The 21668-nt window shown below is 63.9% G+C and carries 24 protein-coding genes and 4 tRNA genes; 16 read left to right on the forward strand and 12 right to left on the reverse strand.

Translation table 11 applies throughout. The annotated features are described in order from the left end of the window. Nucleotides 1-11 precede the first annotated feature (11 nt). Both DMO17_RS02840 and DMO17_RS02845 read right to left on the reverse strand, forming a co-directional pair. Nucleotides 12-350, reverse strand: a complete 339-nt coding sequence (locus tag DMO17_RS02840; RefSeq protein ID WP_110680811.1) for a PilZ domain-containing protein — start codon at nt 348-350, stop codon at nt 12-14. Next, nucleotides 351-2723: a DUF1631 domain-containing protein gene (locus DMO17_RS02845; RefSeq protein ID WP_110680812.1), complete on the reverse strand. Its 2373-nt coding sequence runs from the start codon at nt 2721-2723 to the stop codon at nt 351-353. It abuts the gene before it with no gap. A gap of 201 nt (nt 2724-2924) precedes the next feature. On the opposite strand from DMO17_RS02845, the gene DMO17_RS02850 reads away from it, so the two are divergent. From DMO17_RS02850 to DMO17_RS02860, 3 genes are all read left to right on the forward strand, one after another. Further along, nucleotides 2925-3000: transfer RNA gene (locus DMO17_RS02850), tRNA-Asn, on the forward strand. A gap of 9 nt (nt 3001-3009) precedes the next feature. Next, nucleotides 3010-3086, forward strand: a tRNA-Pro gene (locus DMO17_RS02855). Between the two features lie 4 nt (nt 3087-3090). Next, a tRNA-Lys gene (locus DMO17_RS02860) sits at nt 3091-3166 on the forward strand. 119 nt (nt 3167-3285) lie between these two features. Here the strand turns inward: DMO17_RS02860 and DMO17_RS02865 are convergent. The 4 genes from DMO17_RS02865 to DMO17_RS02880 are packed head-to-tail and all read right to left on the reverse strand — an operon-like array spanning nt 3286 to nt 5964. After that, nucleotides 3286-4581: an NAD(P)/FAD-dependent oxidoreductase gene (locus tag DMO17_RS02865; protein WP_110680813.1), complete on the reverse strand. Its 1296-nt coding sequence runs from the start codon at nt 4579-4581 to the stop codon at nt 3286-3288. A gap of 60 nt (nt 4582-4641) precedes the next feature. Then, on the reverse strand, nt 4642-4815 hold the full coding sequence (locus DMO17_RS02870) for a DUF3094 domain-containing protein (protein WP_061905382.1): 174 nt from the start codon (nt 4813-4815) through the stop codon (nt 4642-4644). Nucleotides 4816-4858: 43 nt separating this feature from the next. Then, nucleotides 4859-5341, reverse strand: a complete 483-nt coding sequence (locus tag DMO17_RS02875) for an MOSC domain-containing protein (protein ID WP_110680814.1) — start codon at nt 5339-5341, stop codon at nt 4859-4861. Then, nucleotides 5338-5964, reverse strand: a complete 627-nt coding sequence (locus DMO17_RS02880) for a DUF1780 domain-containing protein (protein WP_110680815.1) — start codon at nt 5962-5964, stop codon at nt 5338-5340. The genes DMO17_RS02875 and DMO17_RS02880 overlap by 4 nt, the downstream gene beginning before the upstream one ends. A 72-nt stretch (nt 5965-6036) precedes the next feature. On the opposite strand from DMO17_RS02880, the gene DMO17_RS02885 reads away from it, so the two are divergent. The 3 genes from DMO17_RS02885 (at nt 6037) to DMO17_RS02895 (ending at nt 7466) form a co-directional block, all read left to right on the forward strand. Further along, a complete protein-coding gene (locus tag DMO17_RS02885; RefSeq protein ID WP_110680816.1) occupies nt 6037-6462 on the forward strand; it encodes a GNAT family N-acetyltransferase in 426 nt (141 codons plus the stop codon). Beyond that, nucleotides 6459-7145, forward strand: coding sequence for an energy-coupling factor ABC transporter permease (locus DMO17_RS02890; protein ID WP_110680817.1), 687 nt, complete (start codon nt 6459-6461; stop codon nt 7143-7145). Before DMO17_RS02885 ends, DMO17_RS02890 begins: the two co-directional genes overlap by 4 nt. Before the next feature lie 105 nt (nt 7146-7250). Next, nucleotides 7251-7466 carry a hypothetical protein gene (locus DMO17_RS02895; RefSeq protein WP_110680818.1) on the forward strand — a complete coding sequence of 72 codons (216 nt, stop codon included), beginning with the start codon at nt 7251-7253 and terminating at the stop codon, nt 7464-7466. Between the two features lie 3 nt (nt 7467-7469). On the opposite strand, the gene yacG is transcribed toward DMO17_RS02895, so the two are convergent. Genes yacG through pilB form a run of 5 tightly spaced genes read right to left on the reverse strand, consistent with a single transcriptional unit; the run spans nt 7470 to nt 12077 of the window. Then, nucleotides 7470-7664, reverse strand: a complete 195-nt coding sequence (gene yacG, locus DMO17_RS02900) for a DNA gyrase inhibitor YacG (protein WP_110680819.1) — start codon at nt 7662-7664, stop codon at nt 7470-7472. Next, nucleotides 7661-8272, reverse strand: a complete 612-nt coding sequence (gene coaE, locus DMO17_RS02905; RefSeq protein WP_110680820.1) for a dephospho-CoA kinase — start codon at nt 8270-8272, stop codon at nt 7661-7663. Before coaE ends, yacG begins: the two co-directional genes overlap by 4 nt. Next, complete coding sequence (locus DMO17_RS02910) at nt 8269-9141, reverse strand: prepilin peptidase (protein ID WP_110680821.1); 873 nt, start codon at nt 9139-9141, stop codon at nt 8269-8271. The genes coaE and DMO17_RS02910 overlap by 4 nt, the downstream gene beginning before the upstream one ends. Next, nucleotides 9141-10364, reverse strand: coding sequence for a type II secretion system F family protein (locus DMO17_RS02915; RefSeq protein ID WP_110680822.1), 1224 nt, complete (start codon nt 10362-10364; stop codon nt 9141-9143). Before DMO17_RS02915 ends, DMO17_RS02910 begins: the two co-directional genes overlap by 1 nt. A 6-nt stretch (nt 10365-10370) precedes the next feature. Then, complete coding sequence (gene pilB / locus DMO17_RS02920) at nt 10371-12077, reverse strand: type IV-A pilus assembly ATPase PilB (protein WP_110681360.1); 1707 nt, start codon at nt 12075-12077, stop codon at nt 10371-10373. 245 nt (nt 12078-12322) lie between these two features. Here pilB and DMO17_RS19925 point away from each other — a divergent pair, with 245 nt between their 5' ends. The 7 genes from DMO17_RS19925 to DMO17_RS02955 all read left to right on the forward strand — a co-directional run bounded on the left by DMO17_RS19925 (nt 12323) and on the right by DMO17_RS02955 (nt 16695). Continuing rightward, nucleotides 12323-12505: a type IV pilin protein gene (locus tag DMO17_RS19925; protein ID WP_110680823.1), complete on the forward strand. Its 183-nt coding sequence runs from the start codon at nt 12323-12325 to the stop codon at nt 12503-12505. A gap of 20 nt (nt 12506-12525) precedes the next feature. Next, nucleotides 12526-12966 carry a hypothetical protein gene (locus tag DMO17_RS02930; protein ID WP_110680824.1) on the forward strand — a complete coding sequence of 147 codons (441 nt, stop codon included), beginning with the start codon at nt 12526-12528 and terminating at the stop codon, nt 12964-12966. A gap of 71 nt (nt 12967-13037) precedes the next feature. Then, nucleotides 13038-13835, forward strand: coding sequence for an ABC transporter permease subunit (locus DMO17_RS02935; RefSeq protein WP_110680825.1), 798 nt, complete (start codon nt 13038-13040; stop codon nt 13833-13835). Further along, on the forward strand, nt 13832-14668 hold the full coding sequence (locus DMO17_RS02940) for a tetratricopeptide repeat protein (RefSeq protein ID WP_110680826.1): 837 nt from the start codon (nt 13832-13834) through the stop codon (nt 14666-14668). The genes DMO17_RS02935 and DMO17_RS02940 overlap by 4 nt, the downstream gene beginning before the upstream one ends. Then, nucleotides 14665-15558 (forward strand): ABC transporter ATP-binding protein, encoded by an 894-nt coding sequence (locus DMO17_RS02945; RefSeq protein ID WP_110680827.1) that lies wholly within the window; start codon nt 14665-14667, stop codon nt 15556-15558. Before DMO17_RS02940 ends, DMO17_RS02945 begins: the two co-directional genes overlap by 4 nt. Next, nucleotides 15555-16586, forward strand: coding sequence for an acyltransferase family protein (locus tag DMO17_RS02950; protein WP_110680828.1), 1032 nt, complete (start codon nt 15555-15557; stop codon nt 16584-16586). Before DMO17_RS02945 ends, DMO17_RS02950 begins: the two co-directional genes overlap by 4 nt. Nucleotides 16587-16619: 33 nt before the next feature. Further along, nucleotides 16620-16695 (forward strand) — tRNA-Thr (locus DMO17_RS02955). Nucleotides 16696-16729: 34 nt separating this feature from the next. On the opposite strand, the gene nadC is transcribed toward DMO17_RS02955, so the two are convergent. Beyond that, on the reverse strand, nt 16730-17578 hold the full coding sequence (nadC, locus tag DMO17_RS02960) for a carboxylating nicotinate-nucleotide diphosphorylase (RefSeq protein ID WP_110680829.1): 849 nt from the start codon (nt 17576-17578) through the stop codon (nt 16730-16732). 304 nt (nt 17579-17882) lie between these two features. On the opposite strand from nadC, the gene DMO17_RS02965 reads away from it, so the two are divergent. From DMO17_RS02965 to ampE, 3 genes are all read left to right on the forward strand, one after another. Further along, nucleotides 17883-20210 (forward strand): DUF1631 domain-containing protein, encoded by a 2328-nt coding sequence (locus DMO17_RS02965; protein WP_110680830.1) that lies wholly within the window; start codon nt 17883-17885, stop codon nt 20208-20210. Between the two features lie 78 nt (nt 20211-20288). Next, the gene (ampD, locus tag DMO17_RS02970; RefSeq protein WP_110680831.1) at nt 20289-20843 is read left to right on the forward strand and encodes a 1,6-anhydro-N-acetylmuramyl-L-alanine amidase AmpD; all 555 of its coding nucleotides are present in this window, start codon (nt 20289-20291) and stop codon (nt 20841-20843) included. Next, the gene (gene ampE / locus DMO17_RS02975; protein ID WP_110680832.1) at nt 20844-21665 is read left to right on the forward strand and encodes a regulatory signaling modulator protein AmpE; all 822 of its coding nucleotides are present in this window, start codon (nt 20844-20846) and stop codon (nt 21663-21665) included. It abuts the gene before it with no gap. Nucleotides 21666-21668 lie beyond the last annotated feature (3 nt).

Here is a 21668-nt window from a genome sequence, read left to right on the forward strand (position 1 = left end):
GGCTTTTTTGTTCAGGCCTGCAGGTAGCGCAGCAACAGGGCCAGGGCGGCGACCTGGTCTTCGGCCAGGTCGATGATATGGAAGCCGCACCAGCCGTTCTGGCCGGATTCCGCGGGGCGGCTCCACAGGCAGTCGGCGCCGACGCGGATTTCGTGGATACCCTCCAGGGGCTGATCCAGTACCAGGCGGCATTCCCACACCGAGTCGGCCTCCGGCGGCGCCTCGCTGACCAGCATGAAACCGTCCTCGGACAGGTCGACCACCCGTCCCAGGCGTCGGCCGCTGTGCAGGTCGAGGACTTCGATGTTGAGTTGCGCGCTATGCCGGCTGTGCTGGCGACGGTCGTCCATTCAGGCTCCTTGTCCGACTTCTTGGGCGCGTCCGGTGAAGCGCTGGAGGACGCGATAGATGGCGCCGAGGGCGCGATCGACCAGAGGCGCGCTGCGCTCCGGGGTGACGATGCGGGCCAGGCCCTGTTCCATTTCGCCGGCCAGCTGGCGGATCGGTTTGACCGCCACGCGCTGGCCGCTGTGATCGACGAACATGTAGTTGTGCGTGGTCGGGCTGAACCAGGATAGCTTGAGGGTCACGCTCTCCTTGCCCTGGACGAACTCAAACCAGGTACCGAACTCCAGCTGCTGCAGTTCCTTGATCAGCGCCTGCGCGCGTGGTGATGGCGCTGTCTCGCGCCGGACCGGCTCGGCCAGGGCGGCATCCTCGCCGAGCATGGCGCCCAGCGGGCTTTCCGGCAGCTGCGACTTGATCTGCGCGGCCAGCTGCGGCTGCTGGGCCTGCACCGCGTGCTGGCAGGCGACTATATCCTGCAGCAGCCGGCGGATGCCGTCCTCGTGGTAGCCGCCGAGCAGCTCCAGGCCTTTGCGCAGCTCGTCCAGCAGGGCCACACGCAGGCCCTGCAGGCGGGCGCGGCCGGCCTCGTCCAGGGGGGTGCCGCTCCAGGCCAGTTGCTCGGCCACCTCACCGGCGCGCTGCCACTCGGCGCTGCGTTCGCCATGACGCAGCAGGACGAAGACCAGTACGTCGGCCCAGGTCAGCTCGAGAAAGTTGTGGATGATGCTGGGTAGCTGGCGCCCCTTGAGTACGCCCTGGATCACTCCGACCGCCAGCTGGCGGGCGCCGAGCAGCTTGTCGCGGCCCTTGGCTGCCTCCACCGCGCGGCGCTCGCGCAGCTCGACCCTGTGCTTGAGAGTGGCGACGAACTCGTTGAACTCGTCGAGCAGGCTCTCGAACAGCAGCAGATCGCCGGCGAAACCGTGGATCACCCGTTCCACCACCCAGTGGATCTTTGCTAGCAGCCCGCGCTCATCGCCTTCGCTGCCATACAGCACGCCAGCCTGGGCCATGGCGTTGAGCAGGCGGCGGGCCGGGTGATGATGCTGGGTGAACAGCGCCTTGTCCTGCAGGGCCACCTTCAGATAGGGGGTGTGCAGGTGAGACAGGGCGGTCTTGCAGGCGTTGGGTAGATTGTCGTCATCGAGGATGAAGTCGAACAACATGCCGACCAGGTCGATCACGTCGGCTTCCTGGTCCGCCAGCTTCTGCTGGCCGGGCAGGCGGCTGTGGGCTTCCAGTTGCTGCTGCAGGTTGACCTTGAGTTCTTCTACCGGCTGCGGGCCCTGCAGGCGCTCGGCCAGGGTGCTGGCGGACTGTTGCTGCAGGCGGGTCAGCGCCTCCAGCAGCTCGCCGGCGCTGTAGGTGCTGGTGGCCGTGCGCGGGGCGAAGCTGGCGATGCTGCGGGTGCCGCCGGGCAGGGGGGCATCGAGGTCCTGCTGGCGGCGTTCGCCGAGCAGGGCGGTGAGGCCGCCGAGCAGCTGGCCGGGATCCTGCGGTGGTGGCGCGCTGAGATCGGCCGGTGCCTGGATGATCGGTGCCGGCTGGGGCATCGATGGTGAGCCGGCCGTGCCGCCGCTCACGGGGGCGGTGCCCGGGCCGGTAGCGCTGGCCTGCGGTGCGCTGGCCGCCGAGCCCTCGGGCTTCGCCGGTGGTGTGGCGGACGGTGTGCGCTGGGCAGTGAACTTGAGGTTGGGCAGGATGCCGGCGTTGATCAGGCGCTGGTTGAGCATCTCGTAGAGGGTGTCCAGACCCTGCATCACGTGGCGGTCGAACAGCGTGTAGAGGATCAGCTTGATGCGCAGCGGCAGCGGATGTGGCGCCAGGGCCAGGCGGAAGGCCTCGGCCAGGGCCTGCGGGCCGAAGGGGTTGGCGTCCTCGAGCAGTTTCTGACCGTTGTTGAGCAGGGCCAGGCGCTGCTCCAGGGCGAACAGGGTGCGCGTGCTGCGCGCCTTGACCCGGCTGACCATGTTGGTCACCTGCAGGCTTTCCTCGTAGTCCTCGTTCTGCACCAGGCTGAGGCTGTCGGTATCCAGTTCGGCGTTCTGCGGCCTGGTCTTGAGCTTGCCGTCGAGGAAGTCGGCGAAGTTCTGTGCGACGCGCTGGTGATAGCTGCGCTCGATCTGCGGGCGCAGCTTGCGCAGGTCGCGCATGGCATCGAAGAACAGGCTCTGCACCTTGTTGTTCTCGGCCTTTTCCGCACCTTCGAAGAGGGTGTCGTCGAGCTGGGCGAACAGCCCGCCGAGGTGTTCGGCCAGGTTGTTCATCACCAGCTTGCGGCAGTCTTGCACCAGCTCGCCGAAACGCGGCTGGATGGCGCGGCTGGCGACGCCGGGGATGCTGGGGGGAGTCGGTGGGGTGTCCTTGGGAGGCATGGATTGTCCTGGAGGCGTCGATTGGGCGCCGTGTAAAGCCGTTCATGCTGTCAGGAATATCCTAGCCGGTTATTGGTACGCCGGTGCGAATCAAATAAGTCGTTGTCAGGGTTGACATAAGCATGTGGCTACGTAAAATGGCGCGCCTCTGATGCGGGAATAGGCGAAAGCCTTCCGAGGAAGAGATTGGAAGCTCGTCGTTCCGCGATAGCTCAGTCGGTAGAGCAAGTGACTGTTAATCACTGGGTCCCTGGTTCGAGTCCAGGTCGCGGAGCCAACTTCCAGGCGGGGTATAGCGCAGTCCGGTAGCGCGCCTGCTTTGGGAGCAGGATGTCGGGAGTTCGAATCTCTCTACCCCGACCATCATGGGTCGTTAGCTCAGTCGGTAGAGCAGTTGGCTTTTAACCAATTGGTCGTAGGTTCGAATCCTACACGACCCACCATGATTCAAGACAAAGAGCCCGCCTAGCGCGGGCTTTTTGTTGTCTGCCATCCAGGGCGACCCCTGCGGGCCATATTGGTTGCCTGGCGGAGAATGGGGCGGCGCACCGCCCCTTTCGTTTCAGTGCAGCTTCAGGCGTGGCTCGGTGCTGCGGCCGATGCGGTCGCCGAGCATCAGCAGGGCGGTACGCAGCGTGCCGTAAAGCGCCATCTGGTGCATGCGGTACAGCGACACGTAGAACATCCGCGCCAGCCAGCCCTCCAGCTTCACGCTGCCCATCAGATTGCCCATCAGGTTGCCCACCGCCGAGAAGCGCGACAGCGAGATCAGCGAGCCGTAGTCGCGGTAGCGGAATTCCGGCAGCGCCTGGCCGTCCAGGCGCAGCCTTAGCGCCTTGGCCAGCAGCGAGGCCTGCTGGTGCGCGGCCTGGGCGCGCGGCGGCACGTTGCGTTCGCCTTCGCCGAGCGGGCAGGCGGCGCAGTCGCCAAAGGCGAAGATGTTGTCGTCCAGGGTGGTTTGCAGGGTTGGGCGCACCAGCAGCTGGTTGATGCGATTGCTTTCCAGGCCATCCAGGCTGCCGAGGAAGGCCGGTGCGCGAATGCCGGCGGCCCACACCTTGAGACTGGCGGGAATCTCCATGCCCTGAGCGGTGATCAGCGCCTCGGCGTTGACCTGGCTCACCGCCGTGCCGGTCAGCACGGTCACGCCGAGCTTCTCCAGGGTCCTGTGCACCGGCCCGCTGATGCGCTCCGGCAGCGCCGGCAGCACGCGCGGGCCGGCCTCGATCAGGGTGATGCGCATGTTCTGCGGCTGGATGCGGTCCAGGCCGTAGGCGGCCAGCTCGTGGGCGGCGTGGTGCAGCTCGGCGGCCAGCTCCACGCCGGTGGCGCCGGCGCCGACGATGGCGATGCTGATGCGGCTGTCGTCGCTCTTGCCGGCATGGGCGCGCAGGTAGTGGCTGAGCATCTGCCGGTGGAAGCGCTCGGCCTGCTCGCGGGTATCGAGGAAGATGCAGTGCTCGGCGGCACCGGGGGTGCCGAAGTCGTTGGTGGTGCTGCCGACGGCGATCACCAGGCTGTCGTAGGCCAGTTCGCGTTCGGGCAGCAGCTCGCCGCCGTCCTCGTCGAGGGTGGCGGCCAGGCGGATCACCTGGCGCGCGCGATCCAGGCCGCTCATGCGCCCGAGCTGGAACTCGAAGTGGTTCCATTTGCCCTGGGCCACGTAGTTCAGCTCGTCCTCGGAGGAGTTCAGCGAGCCGGCGGCGACTTCGTGCAGCAGCGGCTTCCAGATGTGGGTGAGGTTGGCGTCGACCAGCACGATGCTGGCTCGTTTGCGTTTGCCCAGGGTCCTACCCAGGCGGGTAGCAAGCTCCAAGCCGCCGGCGCCGCCGCCGACGATCACGATGCGATGGGTCATGGGGATATCTCACAAGGCTTGAGGAAAGCGGTAGGCCCGGCTGGGCGAGCGCGAGGCAGCTCATAGCACCAGTCCGGCGAGCAGGCGGGAGAGCAGGCCGAGGCCGATCGTCACGGCGATTACCAGCAGCAGGAGAAACCAGGGGCGGAACGGCTTGCGTTGCACCTGATGCTGCGGAGCGCTGAGGTACTGCTCGACGCGCTGCTGGTCTTCCGGGCTGAGGCGGCTGGACATGGCGGTTTTCTCTCCGAGGATGCGGCCATTCTAGACGGGCGGCTCACAGGGGCTCAATGCGGACGTGGTCGTCCAGGCGAATGACGCCGCCGGCGATGACCCGGGCGGTGATGCCGCCGTGACCGCGCATGGCCTGGAAGGTACCGGGGCCCAGTCGCTCCTCCAAGCGGGCACAGGGCTGGCACCAGCCGGTGGTTTCCAGCAGCGCCTGGCCGATGTGAAAGCGCCGGCCCTTGAGGCTGAACAGGTTGATGCCGCTGACGGCGATGTTGCGGCGCAGGTCGGCCGGGGCGATCTCGCGTCCGAGCAGGGCGCTGACCACCGCCAGGTGCTCCCACTGGATCAGCGTCACCTGTCTGGCGTTGCGCGGGCCCGGGCGGGCATGGTCGCCGGTCAGCCCGGCCTCGCGCCTGGCCTCCACGGCGTCGAGCTCGAGCATGGCGCCGCGCGCCTGCGGGCGTACGCCGAGCCAGCGCACCCGGCCCTGCTGCGGCACCGCGGCGAGCAGCTCCTGCAGCGGGCTCACAGGCTGATGCCCACGTCGAACAGCACGGTGCGGCCCAGGTTGTGGCGCAGGAAGTCCGGGGCATCGCGGTGGGCGAACAGCACCCGGGCGTAGTTGGGGCCGACCAGCGAGAGCGAGCGCCAGCCCTGGCGCAGGTATTCCCCGGGAGGCGGGAAGGGGCTGTTGAAGTCGGGTATGTCGCGCTTGAGGTTGACGTAGGCCAGCAGGTCCAGCTCGCTCAGGTCGAGGCCGCGTTCGCGGTAGTTGTGCGCCTTCTTGCGCAGGGTCGGCGCCAGGCGTGCCTGCAGTTCGGCGGCCGGGATGCGCCGCGGGCGCGCCTCGCGGCGCAGCAGCTGGCTGAGGGAGAGGGCGCTGCGGCGGCGCTGCAGTTCTTCGCGCCACTCGTCGTTGAGTCGGCGGCCGTGGTCGAGGACGAAGAACACCTCGAAGTTGGCATCGCGGAACAGCACGTCCGGTGGCTCCTGGCCGGCGGCGAATTCGTCCTGCCGGTGGCGCTGGTTGAGCGCCAGCAACAGGCGCTGGCAGACCCAGCGCTCGCGTTCCCACTTGCGCGCGTTGGAGAGAAAGGCGTTGGCCTGTTCGGCCTGGCGAGTGAGCAGGCGCAGGTAGTCGGCGTCGTCCATGGGCGCAGCATAGCGCAAAAGCCGTGCGCATCCCGGCGGTGTAAACTGCAGCGGCCAGCCCCGGGAGTTTCCATGCAGATCCGTGCCATCAGCCCCGCCGATCATGCCGCGTTGCTCGACCTGTGGCGTCGCACGCCCGGGCTGTGCGTGCGCGCCGAGGATGCCTACGAGCCTTTCTGCCGCTACCTGGCGCGCAACCCGGAGCTGAGCCTGCTGGCGGAGGTCGACGGGCAGCTGGCCGGCTGCCTGCTGGTCGGCCACGACGGTCGGCGCGGCTACCTGCAGCACCTGGTGGTCGACATGCCCTGGCGCGGGCGCGGCCTGGCGCGGGCGCTGCTCGACGAGGCGCTGAGCAGGCTGGCGGCGCTCGGCGTGGGCAAGTCCCACGTCTTCGTCCTGCGCGATGCGCCCGTGGCCCTGGCCTTCTGGCAGGCGCAGCGGGGCTGGGGCGAGCGCAGGGATATCCAGGTCTTCTCTACGCAGGGTGGCGCCGGATGATCGCGGCCGAGCTGCTGCTGCCCACCACGCTGTGGCTGGGCTGGCTGGTCTACCTGGGCGTGCTGCTGTGGGCGTGCTGGCGCACGCCCTGGGTCGAGCTGCTCAGCGACCAGCGCCGCCAGCACCTCCTGTTCGGCACCATGCTGGCGCTGTTCCTGCTGTGGCTGGTACGGCGCGACTTCGCCTCCGGCCTGTCCTTCCATTTCATCGGCATGACGGCGGTGACCCTGCTGCTCGACTGGCCACTGGCCGTGCTCTGCGGCCTGGCTGCGCAGCTCGGCCTGCTGGCCCTGGGCCGGCTGGATTTCGCCGCGCTGGGGGTCAATGGCCTGCTGCTGGTGGCCGTGCCGGTGCTGATCACCGAATTCTGTGCCTTGCAGGTGGAGCGTCGGCAACCGCGCAACCTGTTCGTCTACATCTTCTGCTGCGGCTTCTTCCCCGCGGCGCTGACGGCGCTGGCCTGCCTGCTCGGCGGGCTGGCGCTGCTCTGGCACGACGGACTCTATGCGATGCCGCCCTGGCTGGAGGACTTCGTCGGCTACCTGTGGCTGGTGATGTTTCCCGAGGCCTTCATCAACGGCATGCTGGTCACCGGCCTGGTGGTGTTCTACCCGGACTGGCTGGAGACCTTCAATCGCACGCGCTACCTGTCCGCGCCCTGGAAAGACAGCGATCCGCCGTGATGGCGGATCATCGCTGGCGCTGATGTCGCCGCCCGGGCTGACCTGGATCAAGCGTCGGCTGCTGCTACCCGGCACGCTGGGGGAAAACGGACGGAGGACAACAGCATGACGGTGCACCGATGGGCGCGGGAAGAGCTGGAGGCCAGCTTGCGGCGGGCGCAGGAGCGGGGCTTCGATCCGCTGCTGAGCCTGCGCGCGCTGCTCAGCGAGGTGGTGGAGCTGAACCGCCTGGAGCGCGAGCCTGGCGACCTGGCGCAGGAGCTGCAGTTCCTTGCCGACAATCTCGACCCGGAGCGCGACTACGCCTTCATGCGCCCCTGAGGTTCAGTGTTCGCGTGGTGGCAGGTCGTCCGAGAAGGGCGAGTCCTCCAGCGAATCGCCGGGGATGGCGTGGGCCTCGGAGGCCCAGGCGCCCAGGTCGATCAGCTTGCAGCGCTCGCTGCAGAAGGGCCGGAAGGGGCTCTGCGGCCCCCATTCCACCGGCGCGCCGCAGGTCGGGCATTCCACGGTAGTGCTCATGGCTGGCCTCCGCGCAGGGTCAGGTAGAAGTCATGCAGGCGCTCGACCTCGCGTTTCAGCCAGGCCAGGTCGCGGTCGTTGAGCAGCACGTCGTGGGCGTGGCGCAGGCGCTCTTCGCGGCTGGCCTGGGCCTTGAGGATGGCGCGGATCTGCTCCTCGGAGCTGGCGTCGCGGGCCATGCTGCGCTGCAGCTGCAGTTCCTCCGGGGCGTCCACCACCAGCACCCGCTGGGTCATGCGGTGCTGGCCGGACTCCACCAGCAGCGGCGACACCAGGATGGCGTAGGGCGATTCGGCGCGGCTCAGGTACTGGTCGATTTCCTGGAAGATCAGCGGATGCAGCAGGCTCTCCAGCCAGCGTCGCTGCGCCTCGTCCTGGAACACCCGCTGGCGCAGGGCGGCGCGGTCGAGCGTGCCGTCGGCCTGCAGAACCTGCGGGCCGAAACGCTCGACGATACGCGCCAGGGCCGGACGCCCCGGCTCCACCACCCAGCGGGCGGCCTGGTCGGCATCCACCAGGTGCACGCCGAGGTCGATGAAATGCTGGGCAACGGCGCTCTTGCCGCTGCCGATGCCGCCCGTGAGGCCGAGAATCCAGGGTTTGTTCATTTGAAACCGGCGAACTGCAGATAGGTCCCGGTTATTTGATCACCCCAGAGCAATGCGATCCAGCCGGCGATGGCCAGGTAGGGGCCGAAGGGGATGGGCGTGCTGGTCTCCTGGTTGCGCAGGCGCAGCAGGATCACCCCGAGCACGGCGCCGACCAGCGACGACAGCAGGATGGTCAGCGGCAGTATCTGCCAGCCCCCCCAGGCGCCGAGCATGGCCAGCAGCTTAAAGTCGCCATAGCCCATGCCCTCCTTGCCGGTCACCAGCTTGAACAGCCAGTACACCGACCACAGGCTCAGATAGCCGCCGATGGCGCCCCACAGAGCGTCTTCCAGGCTGGTGAACAGGCCGAAGTGGTTGGCGATCAGTCCCAGCCAGAGCAGCGGCAGCACCAGGGAGTCCGGCAGCAGCTGGTGATCGCAGTCGATCAGGCTCATCGCCAGCAGGCCCCAGGTCAGCACCAGCACCCCGGCCGCCTGCCAGCCGAAACCGTAGTGGAAGGCGACATAGCCGGACAGCAGCCCGCAGGCCAGCTCGACCAGCGGGTAGCGCGGGCTGATCGGCGCATTGCAGCCTGCGCACTTGCCGCGCAGTGCCAGGTAACTGAGCAGCGGGATGTTCTCCCAGGCGCGGATCTGGTGGCCGCAATGAGGGCAGCAGGAGTTCGGCAGGAGCAGGTTGAAGGTGCCCTGCGCCGGCTCCTCAGGCAGTTCCAGGATCTCGCGCGCCTGCTGGCGCCAGTCGCGCTGCATCATCACCGGCAGGCGATAGATCACCACATTGAGGAAGCTGCCGATGATCAGGCCGAGCAGGGTGACGGATAAGACAAAGGCCGGCAGATTGCCGGCCAGGAAGGAAGGTAGCGACATCAGCCGATTACACCGCCCAGGCTGAAGATCGGCAGGTACATGGCGATGATCAGGCCGCCGACCAGCACGCCCAACACGGCCATGATCAGGGGCTCTAGTAGGGTTGTCAGGTTGTCCACAGCATTGTCGACTTCTGCTTCATAGTAAGAAGCGACTTTATCTAGCATTTCATCGAGCGCACCAGACTCTTCGCCGATGGCAGTCATCTGGGTTGCCATTGCCGGGAATACACCTGTAGTGCGCATAGAAAAGTTCAGCTGCATGCCTGTGGAAACATCCTGCTTGATCTTGTTCACCGCATTTCGGAATACCACGTTGCCGGTGGCGCCTGATACAGAGTCCAGTGCGTCGACTAGCGGCACGCCTGCAGAAAAGGTGGTTGCGAGTGTTCGACCGAAGCGCGCCACTACAGACTTGTAGAGAATGTCGCCGAAGATAGGAAGTTTAAGAAGTGTCCTGTCCATACCGTCGCGGAATTTTTCGCTGCTCTGGTGAAGCTTCTTAAAGCCGAAGCCGAAGGCGAAAATGCCGATCAGGAATGCAAACCACCATGCCTGTAGGAATTCGGACATATGAATGACCATCATGGTGAAGGCCGGTAACTCGGCACCAAAGCCGGCAAAGACACCCTGGAATGTCGGCACAACCTTGATCAGCAGAATTGCGGTAACAATCACCGCAACCACTATCACGGCGATCGGGTAGGTCATTGCCTTTTTTATCTTTGCCTTGAGTGCTTCGGTCTTTTCTTTATAGGTGGCGATACGGTCCAGCAACTGTTCCAGAGAGCCTGACTGCTCGCCTGAGTCAACTAGGTTGCAATATAGATCGTCGAAGTAAAGCGGGAACTTGCGCAGGGAATTGGCAAGGCTGTTACCAGCGGCTACCTCCTGTTTAATGTTCTCGATCAGGGTGCGCATGTTGGCGTTTTCGACTCCATCGGCGATGATGTCGAAGGATTGGAGCAAGGGAACGCCTGCTCCCATCATGGTTGCCATCTGCCTGGTGAACAGGCAAATGTCCATAGGTTTGATTTTCTTGCCGGCGCCGCCAAAGAGTGGTTTGGGTTTTTTCTTGACCTTTTCGGCGGCGATGCCCTGTGAGCGAAGTTGCGCTCGCACCAGCGCGATCGATGTGCTGTTGGTCTCGCCCTTCAGCTTGTTGCCTCTCTTGTCCTTGCCCTCCCATTGGAAGGTGCTGGTCTTGAGCGCTTTATCCGCCATTTTGTTTTAATCCTTGGTCACGCGGTTGATTTCCTCGAGGCTGGTCAGGCCTTGTATGGCCTTGAGTAGGCCCGAGGTGCGCAGGTCGTTGAAGCCGTCTTTGCGCATCTGGTCGGCGATATCTATGGAGTTGCCTTCTTCCATGATAATCCGCTGAAGCGCTGGCGTGTTTTTAACCACTTCATAAATCCCTACGCGCCCTTTGTAGCCGCCTTTGCAGTGATCGCAGCCAGCTGGGCCATAGAGCTTGAATGTGCCAACCCGTTCAGCAGGAAATCCCTCTGCGATCTGTACCTCGGGTGGAATGCTCACTTCCTTCTTGCAGTTGCTACACAGCTTGCGGGCCAGTCGTTGGGCGATGATCAGGTTGACCGAGGTGGCGATGTTGAAGGAGGGGACGCCCATATTGCGCAGGCGGGTGAGGGTTTCTGCTGCGCTGTTGGTGTGAAGGGTAGACATTACCATGTGACCAGTCTGGGCTGCCTTGATGGCGATTGATGCGGTTTCCAGGTCGCGGATCTCGCCGACCATGATCACATCCGGGTCCTGGCGCAGGAAGGCTCGTAGCGCCTGGGCGAAGTCCATACCCTGCTTGGGGTTGACGTTGACCTGGTTGATGCCTTCCAGGTTGATCTCCACTGGGTCTTCGGCGGTGGAGATGTTCACGTCCACCGTGTTGAGAATGTTCAGGCCGGTATAGAGCGATACCGTTTTCCCCGAACCGGTGGGGCCGGTGACCAGAATCATCCCCTGGGGTTTGGCCAGGGCATCCATGTAGAGTTGCTTCTGGTCTTCCTCATAGCCCAGTGCGTCAATCCCCATCTGCGCGCTGGAGGGGTCGAGAATACGCATGACGATTTTCTCACCCCAGAGGGTCGGGCAGGTGTTGACGCGGAAGTCGATGGCCTTGGTCTTCGAGATTTTCATCTTGATTCGGCCGTCTTGCGGCTTGCGCCGTTCGGATATGTCCATGCTGGCCATGACCTTCAGGCGCGCCGAAATGCGGGAGGCCAGTTGAATGGGGGGCTTGGCCACCTCGTGCAGGACGCCGTCGGTACGGAAACGTACGCGATACACTTTTTCATAGGGTTCGAAGTGCAGATCCGAGGACCCGCCCTTAATGGCATCCAGCAGCATCTTATTGACGAATTTGACCACTGGGGCATCGTCGGCATCGCCGCCGGTAGAGTTGTCCTCCCGTTCTTGATCCCCGCTCTCGATTTCCAGGCCGTCTTCCAGATCGATGTCGCCCAGACCCTCCATGGTCTTGTTGTCGCTTTCGAAGTAGCGATCAATGGCGGCATCCAGGCGGTCATCCTGCACCAGTACCAATTCGGTGTTGAGCCCGGTGCTGAACTGGATGTCTGTTACCGCCTGCTGCAGGGTCGGGTCTGACATGCCTATATACAGCTTGTTGCCACGCTTCCACAGTGGCAAGGCGCGATGCTGGCGCGCCAGCTTCTCGCTGATCAGGTCTTTTGGTTGTTGATCTTTATCCAGTGCGCTCAGGTCAAAGTAGGGGACGCCGAACTGCTCGGCAGCCTGGCTGGCCAATGCGGTGCTGTTGACCAGTTTGTTTTGTACCAAATAGGTGACCAGTGGGATCTGGTTGCGCTGGGCTTGTTGAACCGCCCGGCCGGCGGTCGTTTCATCGATCAGTTCGGCCAGCACCAGTTGCCTGGCAAGGCCGGTCAGGACGGGAGAGTTGCTCATGGTCATGCCGCGTGGCTCGGATGCAAATGAATAGACTTATAACCGAGAAGCTTTGGGGCTGCTACTTGAAGGAGTGCGTGTGACGCTTATTGTCACTTTTGGGCTGAATGGGGTTGGCTTGCTGGTGCTGGCGGCTACAACAGCTCCTCTAGTGAGGCGCTCGCGAGATTGGCACGCGCTTTGTATGTGTTACGTCAGACGAGGTGTTAAGCCTCGCTCCCCATGTCACCAGGAGACCATCTCAAATGTCGAAGAAAGTTCAGAAGGGCTTTACCCTCATCGAACTGATGATCGTGGTTGCGATCATCGGTATTCTCGCGGCCGTTGCCATTCCGCAGTTCCAGGATTATCAGGCTAAAGGCTACGACAAGTCGGCTCAGTCCGATGCTCGTAACATCCTGACCGGCGCCATCGCCAACTCGAACTGATTTAGAGAAGGGCTAACAAGATGAAAAAGATTATCGTTGCCTCCCTGGCCGTCGCAGGTCTGATGAGCTCCACCGCGTTTGCCGCCTCTGCCGGTACTCCAAGACTGGATGTGACCCTGGCCGATGGTTACAACGAAATTGCAGGGCTTGATCGTGAGATCAATTTGGCTCAAGCCGGCACTATGACTGCAATTGCCAGCCGCGCAGGTTTTGTGAAGAACAATTTTGACTTCACCATCTCCGCAAACGTGGTGCTCGGTGTGATCGATGATGGTGACAACAGCCGTTTCGGTGCCATCGCCGGTTCCAACAAAGGTTACAATGTGTTCACTGGCTCTTCCGTTGGTGGCAGCATTTCCCAGTGCGGCGATCAGTTGGAAAAGACTGTTGAGAATCTCGCCGCCAGTGCAGTCGTCGAAGGTAGCATCGATCTCGATGAAGCCAATGGTTGCGGTCGCTAATAAGCGTTTCGTAGGTTGAAAGACAGGCCCTGGTGGCCTGTCTTTTTTTGTCCGGATTTTATGGGGGTGGAATGGCTGAGCTAGTGCTGCTAGGTGTTAAAGCCGGCATTCGTGGTGTGGGGCTGCGAGTGTTGCTGATGGTGGCTGCCTTGGTGCTGGCTGTCAGTCTCCTGGCGTCAGGCTTTTCCGGGCGCCAACCAGTCACTGTTGCCCTGGATGTGGGATTGAGCGGCCTGCGTTTCGTGATGCTGATCCTGGTGCTGCTCTGGGTACAGGATCTGTTCGCTCGGGATATTGAGCGCAAGACGGTCTACTTCATGCTGGCCTACCCCATTACGCGCTGGCAGTATTTGTTGTCGCGCTTTTTGACTGTGGCGCTGCTGGCGCTGCTGGCGCTGTGTCTGATTGGGGTGGTGTTGTGGCTGTCTCTTCAGCGCGACATGAGCTATGTCCAGGCTCAGCCAGTTGGGTTGGGCTACAAGTACCTGCTAGTGATTTTGGCGATATGGTTGGATGCTCTGGTAATCGCCGCCTTTGCACTCTTGTTGGCCAGTCTTTCGACCACCCCTTTTCTGCCGCTACTGCTGGGTTTCGCCTTTGGCATTGCAGCGCGAGGCTTGGGGCCGGCCTTGGATTTTCTGCGCAGTGCACGCTCGGACCCGGTGCACGTATCTATATTCGGGCCTGTTCTGGAATATTCCTATGTTTGGCTACCGGATCTGTCCCGCCTCGACTGGCGGCCGCTGGCGCTGTATGACCTGCCAGTGCCTTGGGCTGGGTTGGGGTTAGCTGTGCTCAGTGCGCTGGGTTTCCTGGGCCTGATGCTGGCTCTGGCCGGCCTGATCTTCCAGCGGCGCAATTTCGTATGAGGCTGTGGACCGGCTTCCTTGCTGCCGGCTTGGCCTGGGTGGTCTTCGCCGGCGCGGGCTACAGTCTGCGTGAGCAGCCGCGCCTTGAGGTGCAGAGCGAGCATCTGCGCGTTCGTCTGCCGTTACTGGTGCAGTTGGCCTATTCCGGCGGAGACCCCTTTCTGGCAGCCAATACCAATGTTTTTCGCAGCCTGATGGTGGACGCCAAGATCACTGAGGGCGAAACCTACCGCATTCAGGGGCAGTTGCAGGTGGATGCCGCGCGTTTCAATCCCCGGCACGAGGACAACTATTATGTGGGGGCGGCGATTCTGCCGTGGAACGGCCAGGTCGAGGCCGGGCAGTTCGTGCTGCTGAGCGCCGCCAGGTTGCGCGACTGGGACATGTGGCCGGCGTTCTACTATGCCTTCAATGCCATGTACTTCGAGCGCGACATGGCGCGTGCCGGGCACTGGGCGGAAGTGGCGGCGCAGCGCCATCCGCGCAATGCGCCGGCGCTGCGCAGCATGGCGGCGGCCTGGTATGAGCGCGGGGATGACCCGCGTGATGCCATGGGCATTCTGCAGGCCATGCATGATCAGAGTACGGATGAAAATTTCCGCGCCCTGTTGCAGGCGCGCATGCAGCGCCTGGCGGGGTTGTCGGCGTTGCGCCAGGCGGCCGTTGCCTATCGCCAGCAGCATGCTCGCCCACCGACCAGCCTGGAACAGTTGCTGGGCTATGCCGGGCTGGAGGCGCTGCCGCAAGACCCGCTGGCAATAGGCTACAGCCTCGACCAACAGGGGCAGCCGCAGCTGGCGGATCACCTAACCCGTGGACAGGATTCTCAATGAAGGTAATCGAGGTCAATGGCCTGCATAAGGCCTTCAAGCTCAAGGGCAAGTCCATCAAGGCTCTGGATGATGTGGGCTTTTCCGTTGATATGGGGCAGTCCGTTGGCTTTATCGGGCAGAACGGGGCTGGGAAGAGCACGACTATCAAAATCCTCTTTGGCGCCCTGCGCGCCGATGCTGGTGAGGCTCGTCTGATGGGGCGTCCGGCTGAGGATGCTCTGTCGCGGCTGGGTGTGGGCTATGTGCCGGAGAATCCCTATCTGTATGAGCAGCTCACCCCGCGCGAGGTGGTGAGCAGTGGTCTGCGCCTTCACGGTGTGCGTGGCGCCGAGTGTGGGCGGCGCACGGAGCTCTGGTTGGAGAAGCTGGGTATCGCCTATGCGGCCGACAAACGCATTCGCAATCTGTCCAAGGGCATGACGCAGCGTACGGCGCTGGCTCACGCGTTTGCTATTCAGCCCAAGGTGTTGGTGCTGGATGAGCCCATGTCGGGGCTCGATCCTGTTGGTCGTCGCCAGGTGGCGGATCTGATGCAGGAGTATCGTCTAGCGGGAGGTACGCTGTTCTTCTGCACACACATTTTGCATGACGTGGAGCGTCTCGCCGACCGCTTTGTCATGATTGACCGCGGGAGGGTGCGCGCTCAGCAAGGCGTAGCCGAGCTGCTGGCCAGTCAAGGCAACATGGTCGTGCGTTATCTCGGGACAGAGGCTCTGCCGGGGTTCGAGCGCGATGCCGGGCAGGTCTGGAAGGGGTTGTTGCCACGGCGTGCGCTGGCGGAGGTACTGATGCAGATCGAGATTATGCAGGGCGTTCTCCTCAACATACATCCGCAGAACTCCCTGGAGGAGTTGTTCGATAGCGTTGTGGGTGAGGCTGTGCTGGGGTGACGCCTATCGGCTATGTGGCGGGGCTTGATGGCTTGCGCGCACTGGCCATTGTGCTGGTGCTGCTATTTCATGCCAAGGCCCCCGGGCTGCCTGGCGGCAATATCGGCGTAGATCTTTTTCTTGTCCTCAGTGGTTTTCTGATCACTTCTCTGCTGTTGGAGGAGTGGCGCACTTGTGGTGGTATCGAGCTGTGGCGTTTTTATATGCGCCGCGCTTGGCGCCTCATGCCGGCATTGCTGCTGATGTTGTTGCTCTATGTAGTCCTGGCACCCCTGTTCTGGCCCGACTACTTTTTTCATCTACGTGATCTACTGATCGCTCTGCTATACATAAGCAATCTGGCTGCCTCCGTTGGGACTTTGCCGGAGAAACTGCTGCATACGTGGTCTCTTGGCCTGGAAGAGCAGTTTTATCTGCTCTGGCCGCTTGCTTTACTTGCGTATTTAAGGTTTTTGCGTAGGCCGCCTTTATGGATTTTCCTCTTGCTGCTCTATCTAGGGCTGTATGCCTGGCGTGTGTGGTGCCTTCATCGTCCCGAGATTGTTGTGAGCTTGGCCTACTACCGTCCTGATCTTCATGCAGGTGGTTTGGTGTTGGGGGCGGCCCTTGGTGCTTGGTGGCAGGAGCGTGGCGCTAGGCCTGTGCGGGCCTCTCTTGGATGGCTGGGCTGGCTAGCGATTCTGGTCGCTCTCGTTGCGGAGCAGACCGAGTCCATGCACCTTTTGCTTTACGTCCCTTTGGCCGAAGTCGGAACGACCTTTTTGATCATGGCTATTCTGTCGGGCCGGCAGGCAGGTTTTTCCGACAAGCTGCTGGTGCACATCGGTCGAATGTCTTACGGTCTCTATCTCTTTCACTACCCGATCATGCTGTATATGGTGGAGAGCCGCCAGCACTGGCTTGTGGCGATATCTACTGGTGGTCTGCTGGCATATGGCTTGGCCTTGTTGAGCTTCCATAGCGTCGAGGCGTGGGCGCGGAGGTGTCGAGAGCGGCGTTGGTCGAAAGCCTCTGTAACAGGTTGTTGAGTAGTCCATTGCGGGTTGCTATAAGGGCTCCGCGCCGGTGTAGCTCAGCTGGTAGAGCAGCGCATTCGTAATGCGAAGGTCGCAGGTTCGACTCCTGTCTCCGGCACCATTCAGAAAGGCCCAACTTAGGTGGGCCTTTTCATTTACAGACTCAGTCGCATCGACAGGTCGATGGCTTTGACGTCCTTGGTCAGGCTGCCGATGGAGATATAGTCCACGCCGGTCTCGGCGATGCTGCGAAGGGTGCTTTCGTTGATGCCGCCGGAGGCTTCCAGCTTGGCGCGGCCGGCGGTGAGGGCGACGGCGGTGCGCATGTCGTCGAGGCTCAGTTCGTCGAGCATGACGATATCGGCACCGGCCTCCAGGGCCTCGCGCAATTCGTCCAGGTTTTCCACTTCCACTTCCACCAGCTTGCCGGGGGCGATGCGATGGGCGGCGGTGACGGCCTGGGCGATACCGCCGCAGGCGGCGATATGGTTTTCCTTGATCAGGAAGGCGTCGTACAGGCCGATGCGGTGGTTGTGGCAGCCGCCCTGGGTGACGGCGTATTTCTGCGCCAGGCGCAGGCCGGGCAGGGTCTTGCGGGTGTCCAGCAGCTTGACCCGGGTGCCCGCGACCAGGTCGGCGAAGTGGCGGCAGCGCGTGGCGACGGCAGACAAAGTCTGCAGGAAGTTCAGGGCGCTGCGCTCGCCGCTGAGCAGGGCACGGGCTGGGCCTTCCAAGTGGAAGAGTGCCTGGTTGGCGTCGGCCCGCTCGCCATCGGCCACCTGCCAGTGCACGGCAACGCGCGGGTCGAGTTGGCGGAACACGGCGTCGACCCAGGCGGTGCCGCAGACCACCGCCGGCTCGCGGGTAATCACCGTGGCATGGGCCAGGCGCTCGGCGGGAATCAGTTGCGCCGTGATGTCGCCACTGCCGATGTCCTCACGCAGCGCGCAGCGCACATTGGCATCTATTTCGGCGCCGAGGTCGGCGAGGGTCAGGTTAGGCATGGTGGCCTCCGCAGTCAGGTGGCGCGATTATAGGGGCAGCCGACGGCTGGTGCAGCGGGGCAGGAGAATGTCCGGCCTTTCTGCTAGACCCATACGTGCGTCTGTTTTCTGCGACCGTCTGTAAGTTGGACCTGCAGCTATGTGATCTGGATCATGTCTGTATCAGGGAGGATTTGGTCATGCTTCGCATCCCCCTATACTGGCGGCATGTGGTTATTTTGACGCCGTCTGCTTGACGTTAGAATGGCCTTCAGCCGAATCGCATGCGGGCCGCCCTGATCAGGCGGCCGGCGGGAGACACTCAATGAAGACCGACGCGAATGTGGTGCGCCTGAGCAAGGTCGCCCCCGATCACTCGCCAACTTCTCCGGCAGGAAGGCTTCCCGTGGCCCTCATCCAAGTGCGCGACAAGGCTGCCCAGCAGCTCAAGCAGGCATTGCAGGGGTTGTTCGACAATGCGGATGACACGCTGTTCGAGATGGCCGATCGTGCGTCCAGCAATGCCGAGCAGAATGCCTTCTTCGAGGCCATGCGCGACCTGCGCCTGAAGCGCAAGAGCATCGAGCGCGGCTTCCTGCAGAAGGTCTTCGAGGGCTTCAACACCCTCAATCAGTATGAGATAGGCAAACCGCCGGCCCTGCAGCCCGGCGTGTCCTTCGAGAGCCTGTCGCTGGTCCAGGACGACGTGCTGGAAGAGTCGGTGGCCGTGGAGGCCATGGTGTCGCGGGTCATGACCCGCGCCGGGGTGGCGCTGGGACACCTGACCACCCGCCTCAACGCGATGATCAGCCAGAAGCTGGAGGACAAGACCAATCCGCTGGGGCCGCGGGTACTGTGCGAGCAGTTTCTGGGGGCCTGCGAGGTGCTGGGCGTTGAGATCCGCGTCAAGCTGATCATCCTCAAGTTGTTCGAGAAATACGTGCTGGCTGAACTCGACCAGCTGTATGCCACGGCTAACCAGCAGCTGGTCGAGGCCGGTGTGTTGCCGGAACTTAAATCCACGCCGCCGTTGCGCCGCCAGCCTGGGCACTCGCCGCAGGTCGCGAGGAGCGCTCGCGAGACGGGCGACGGGCAATCCGGGAGCGCGCAGGGGTACGCCGACGAAGGCGCACAGGAAGTATTCGGGGCATTGCAGGAGCTGCTGTCGCAGGTGCGTGGCAGTCCACTGCTGCCGCGTCGCGAGGTGCCTGCCGATGCCGTGCCCATCTCCAGCGGCGACCTGATGCGCCTGCTGTCGCACCTGCAGCAGCGCCTGCCGGCTGGCGAGCAGGGGGCGGGGGACGACTTCGATCTGCGCAACCAGCTGGAGAATCTGCTGGTCCGCGCCAGTGCCAAGAGCGGCAAGGCCCGGGTAGTGGGTGAAGTCGACGAGGATGTGATCAATCTGGTGGCCATGCTGTTCGAGTTCATCCTCGACGACCGCAGCCTGCCGGATTCGCTCAAGGCCCTGATCGGTCGTCTGCAGATTCCCATGCTCAAGGTCGCGGTACTGGACAAGACCTTCTTCAGTCGTGGCAGCCACCCGGCGCGGCGCCTGCTCAACGAGATCGCCTCCGCTGCCCTGGGTTGGAACGCCCAGGGCGATGCACAGCGTGATGCCCTGTACCAGCGCATCGAGCAGGTGGTGCAGCGCCTGCTCAATGACTTCACCGATGATCCGGCGATCTTCTCCGACGTGCTCGCCGAGTTCATTGCCTTCACCGGCGACGAGAAGCGGCGCAGCGAGCTGCTCGAGCAGCGCACCCGTGATGCCGAGGAGGGCCGGGCCAAGGCCGAGCTGGCACGCCAGCAGGTCGAGCAGGCGCTCAATGCCCGCCTGCTCGGCAAGACTCTGCCTGAAGTGGTGGTGCGCCTGCTGCAGGAAGGCTGGAGCAAGGTGCTGCAGCTGACCTGCCTCAAGCATGGTGCCGAGTCCGAGGAGTGGCGTGCAGCACTGGCGGTGATGGACGATCTGGTGTGGAGCGTCGAGCCCCACGAGTCGGCCGAGGATCGCCTGCATCTGCTGGAGCTGGTACCCAGCCTGCTCAAGGCCCTGCGTGACGGCCTGGCGGGCGCGGCCATCGACCCGTTCGTCACCAGCGAGTTCTTCAGCAAGCTGGAGGCCGTGCACGTGCAGGCCTTCCAGCGTTTCAAGCGGGTCATGCCGGAAGAGTCGGCCGCTGCCGGCGAACCGCTGTCGGCCCCTGCCGCTGACCTCCTGCCTGAGCTCGGCGAGGCCCCGCTGCTGGAGCTGCCACCGGCTGAGCCGGAAGTCGAAGCGCCGGCGATGGTCGAGGTGGTCGAGGAGATCATCCTGCTGGCGCCGGGCGAGAGTCGGCCGCAGGAGCCCGAGCTCAGCCTGCCGGACGACGACGAGGCGCTGCAGCAGGTCGACAGCCTGCGCGTCGGCAGCTGGGTGGAGATACTGGAAGACGACGAGCACAAGCTGCGCTGCAAGTTGGCGGCCATCATCAAGCCCACCGGCAAGTTCATCTTCGTCAACCGCACCGGCATGAAGGTCATGGAGAAGACCCGCATGGGCCTGGCCGTGGAGTTCCGCCGCGGTGCCGTGCGCCTGCTCGACGATGCCCTGCTGTTCGATCGGGCGCTGGAGTCGGTGATCGGCAACCTGCGCCGGCTCAAGGGCGCCTGATTTCCCGGGGGCGATCCGCCGCGGGCATTCGCGCGGGTGCAGTTCTGCTAGAGTGGCGCCAGTCATCAAGGAGCCCCTATGCAGCTGGACCCAACCAGCGGCTGGTGTGACGGCATTCGTCACTGCCCCTCGCCGAATTTCAATGCACGCCCGCAGGGAGAGGTTTCCCTGCTGGTCATCCACAACATCAGCCTGCCGCCGGGACAGTTCGGCACTGGCAAGGTGCAGCAGTTCTTCCAGAACCGCCTGCCGGCCGACGAGCATCCCTACTTCGCCGGCATCGCCCAGCTGACGGTCTCCGCGCATTTCCTCATCGAGCGTGACGGCGCCGTCACCCAGTTCGTTTCCTGCAACGCGCGCGCCTGGCATGCCGGCGTGTCGAGTTTCGCCGGTCGCGAGAACTGCAATGACTTTTCCGTGGGCATCGAGCTGGAAGGCACCGACGAGCTGCCGTTCAGCGATGCCCAGTACCAGGCCCTGATCGGGCTGACCCGCCAGCTGTTGGACGCCTATCCTCAGCTGAGCGTCGAACGCATCTGCGGTCACAGCGATATCGCCCCCGGACGCAAGACCGATCCGGGCCCCTGTTTCGACTGGGCACGCCTGCGCGCGGCCCTGCAAGGAGAGCAGTAGATGAATTTCCTCGTGCTTCTGTTGGTGCTCTGGGTGGAGAAGCTCTCCGCCGGGCGCGCACGCATTCAGCAGGACGGACCCTGGCTGCGCTGGCTGGCCAGTGTGGAGGGCGGTGCGCCCTGGCGCGCCCTGCTGCTCGTGGTGCTGCTGCCGGTGCTGCTGCTCGGCCTGCTGCTGTTGGCCCTGGAACCGCTGGCCTATGGCTGGCTGGCGTTGCCGGTGCACCTGCTGGTGCTGGTCTACAGCCTGGGGCGTGGCGATGTGCTGGCGGCGCTCGGGCCGTTCCGCGATGCCTGGCGACGTGGCGACGACCAGGCCGCGCTGCACGTGGCCGAGCGTGACCTGGGCGTGGCGGCGGACGGCGAGGCCGAGCTGTTGCAGCGGGTGCAGGATTACGAGCTGTGGCAGGCCTATCAGGGCTTCTTCGCGGTGATCTTCTGGTACGCCCTGCTCGGGCCGCTACCGGCGCTGGCCTATCGCTTGCTGGCCCTGGCCGCCGAGCACTCCGCCCAGCCGGCGGTGGCCGAGCGCGCGGCGCAGCTGCGCCATGCCCTGGACTGGCTGCCGGTGCGGGTGCTGGCGGCCAGCTTCGCCCTGGTCGGCAACTTCGCCGCCGTCAGCCGCGCCGTCCTGCACGACCTGCTGGCCTGGGACGTCGCCGCCGCGCAGCTGGTGGCCAGTGCCGGACGCGCCGCCGGCGAGCTGCCCGAGCCGCAGGCGGGCGAGGCCGGCGTCGACAGCCTGGACGAGCTGTGGCAGCTGCTGATCCGCGCCGCGGTACTCTGGTATGCGGCCTTCGCCGTGTGGATTCTGCTGCTCTAGCCG

The sequence above is a fragment of the Aquipseudomonas alcaligenes genome (assembly GCF_003205495.1).
GTDB lineage: Bacteria > Pseudomonadota > Gammaproteobacteria > Pseudomonadales > Pseudomonadaceae > Aquipseudomonas > Aquipseudomonas alcaligenes_B.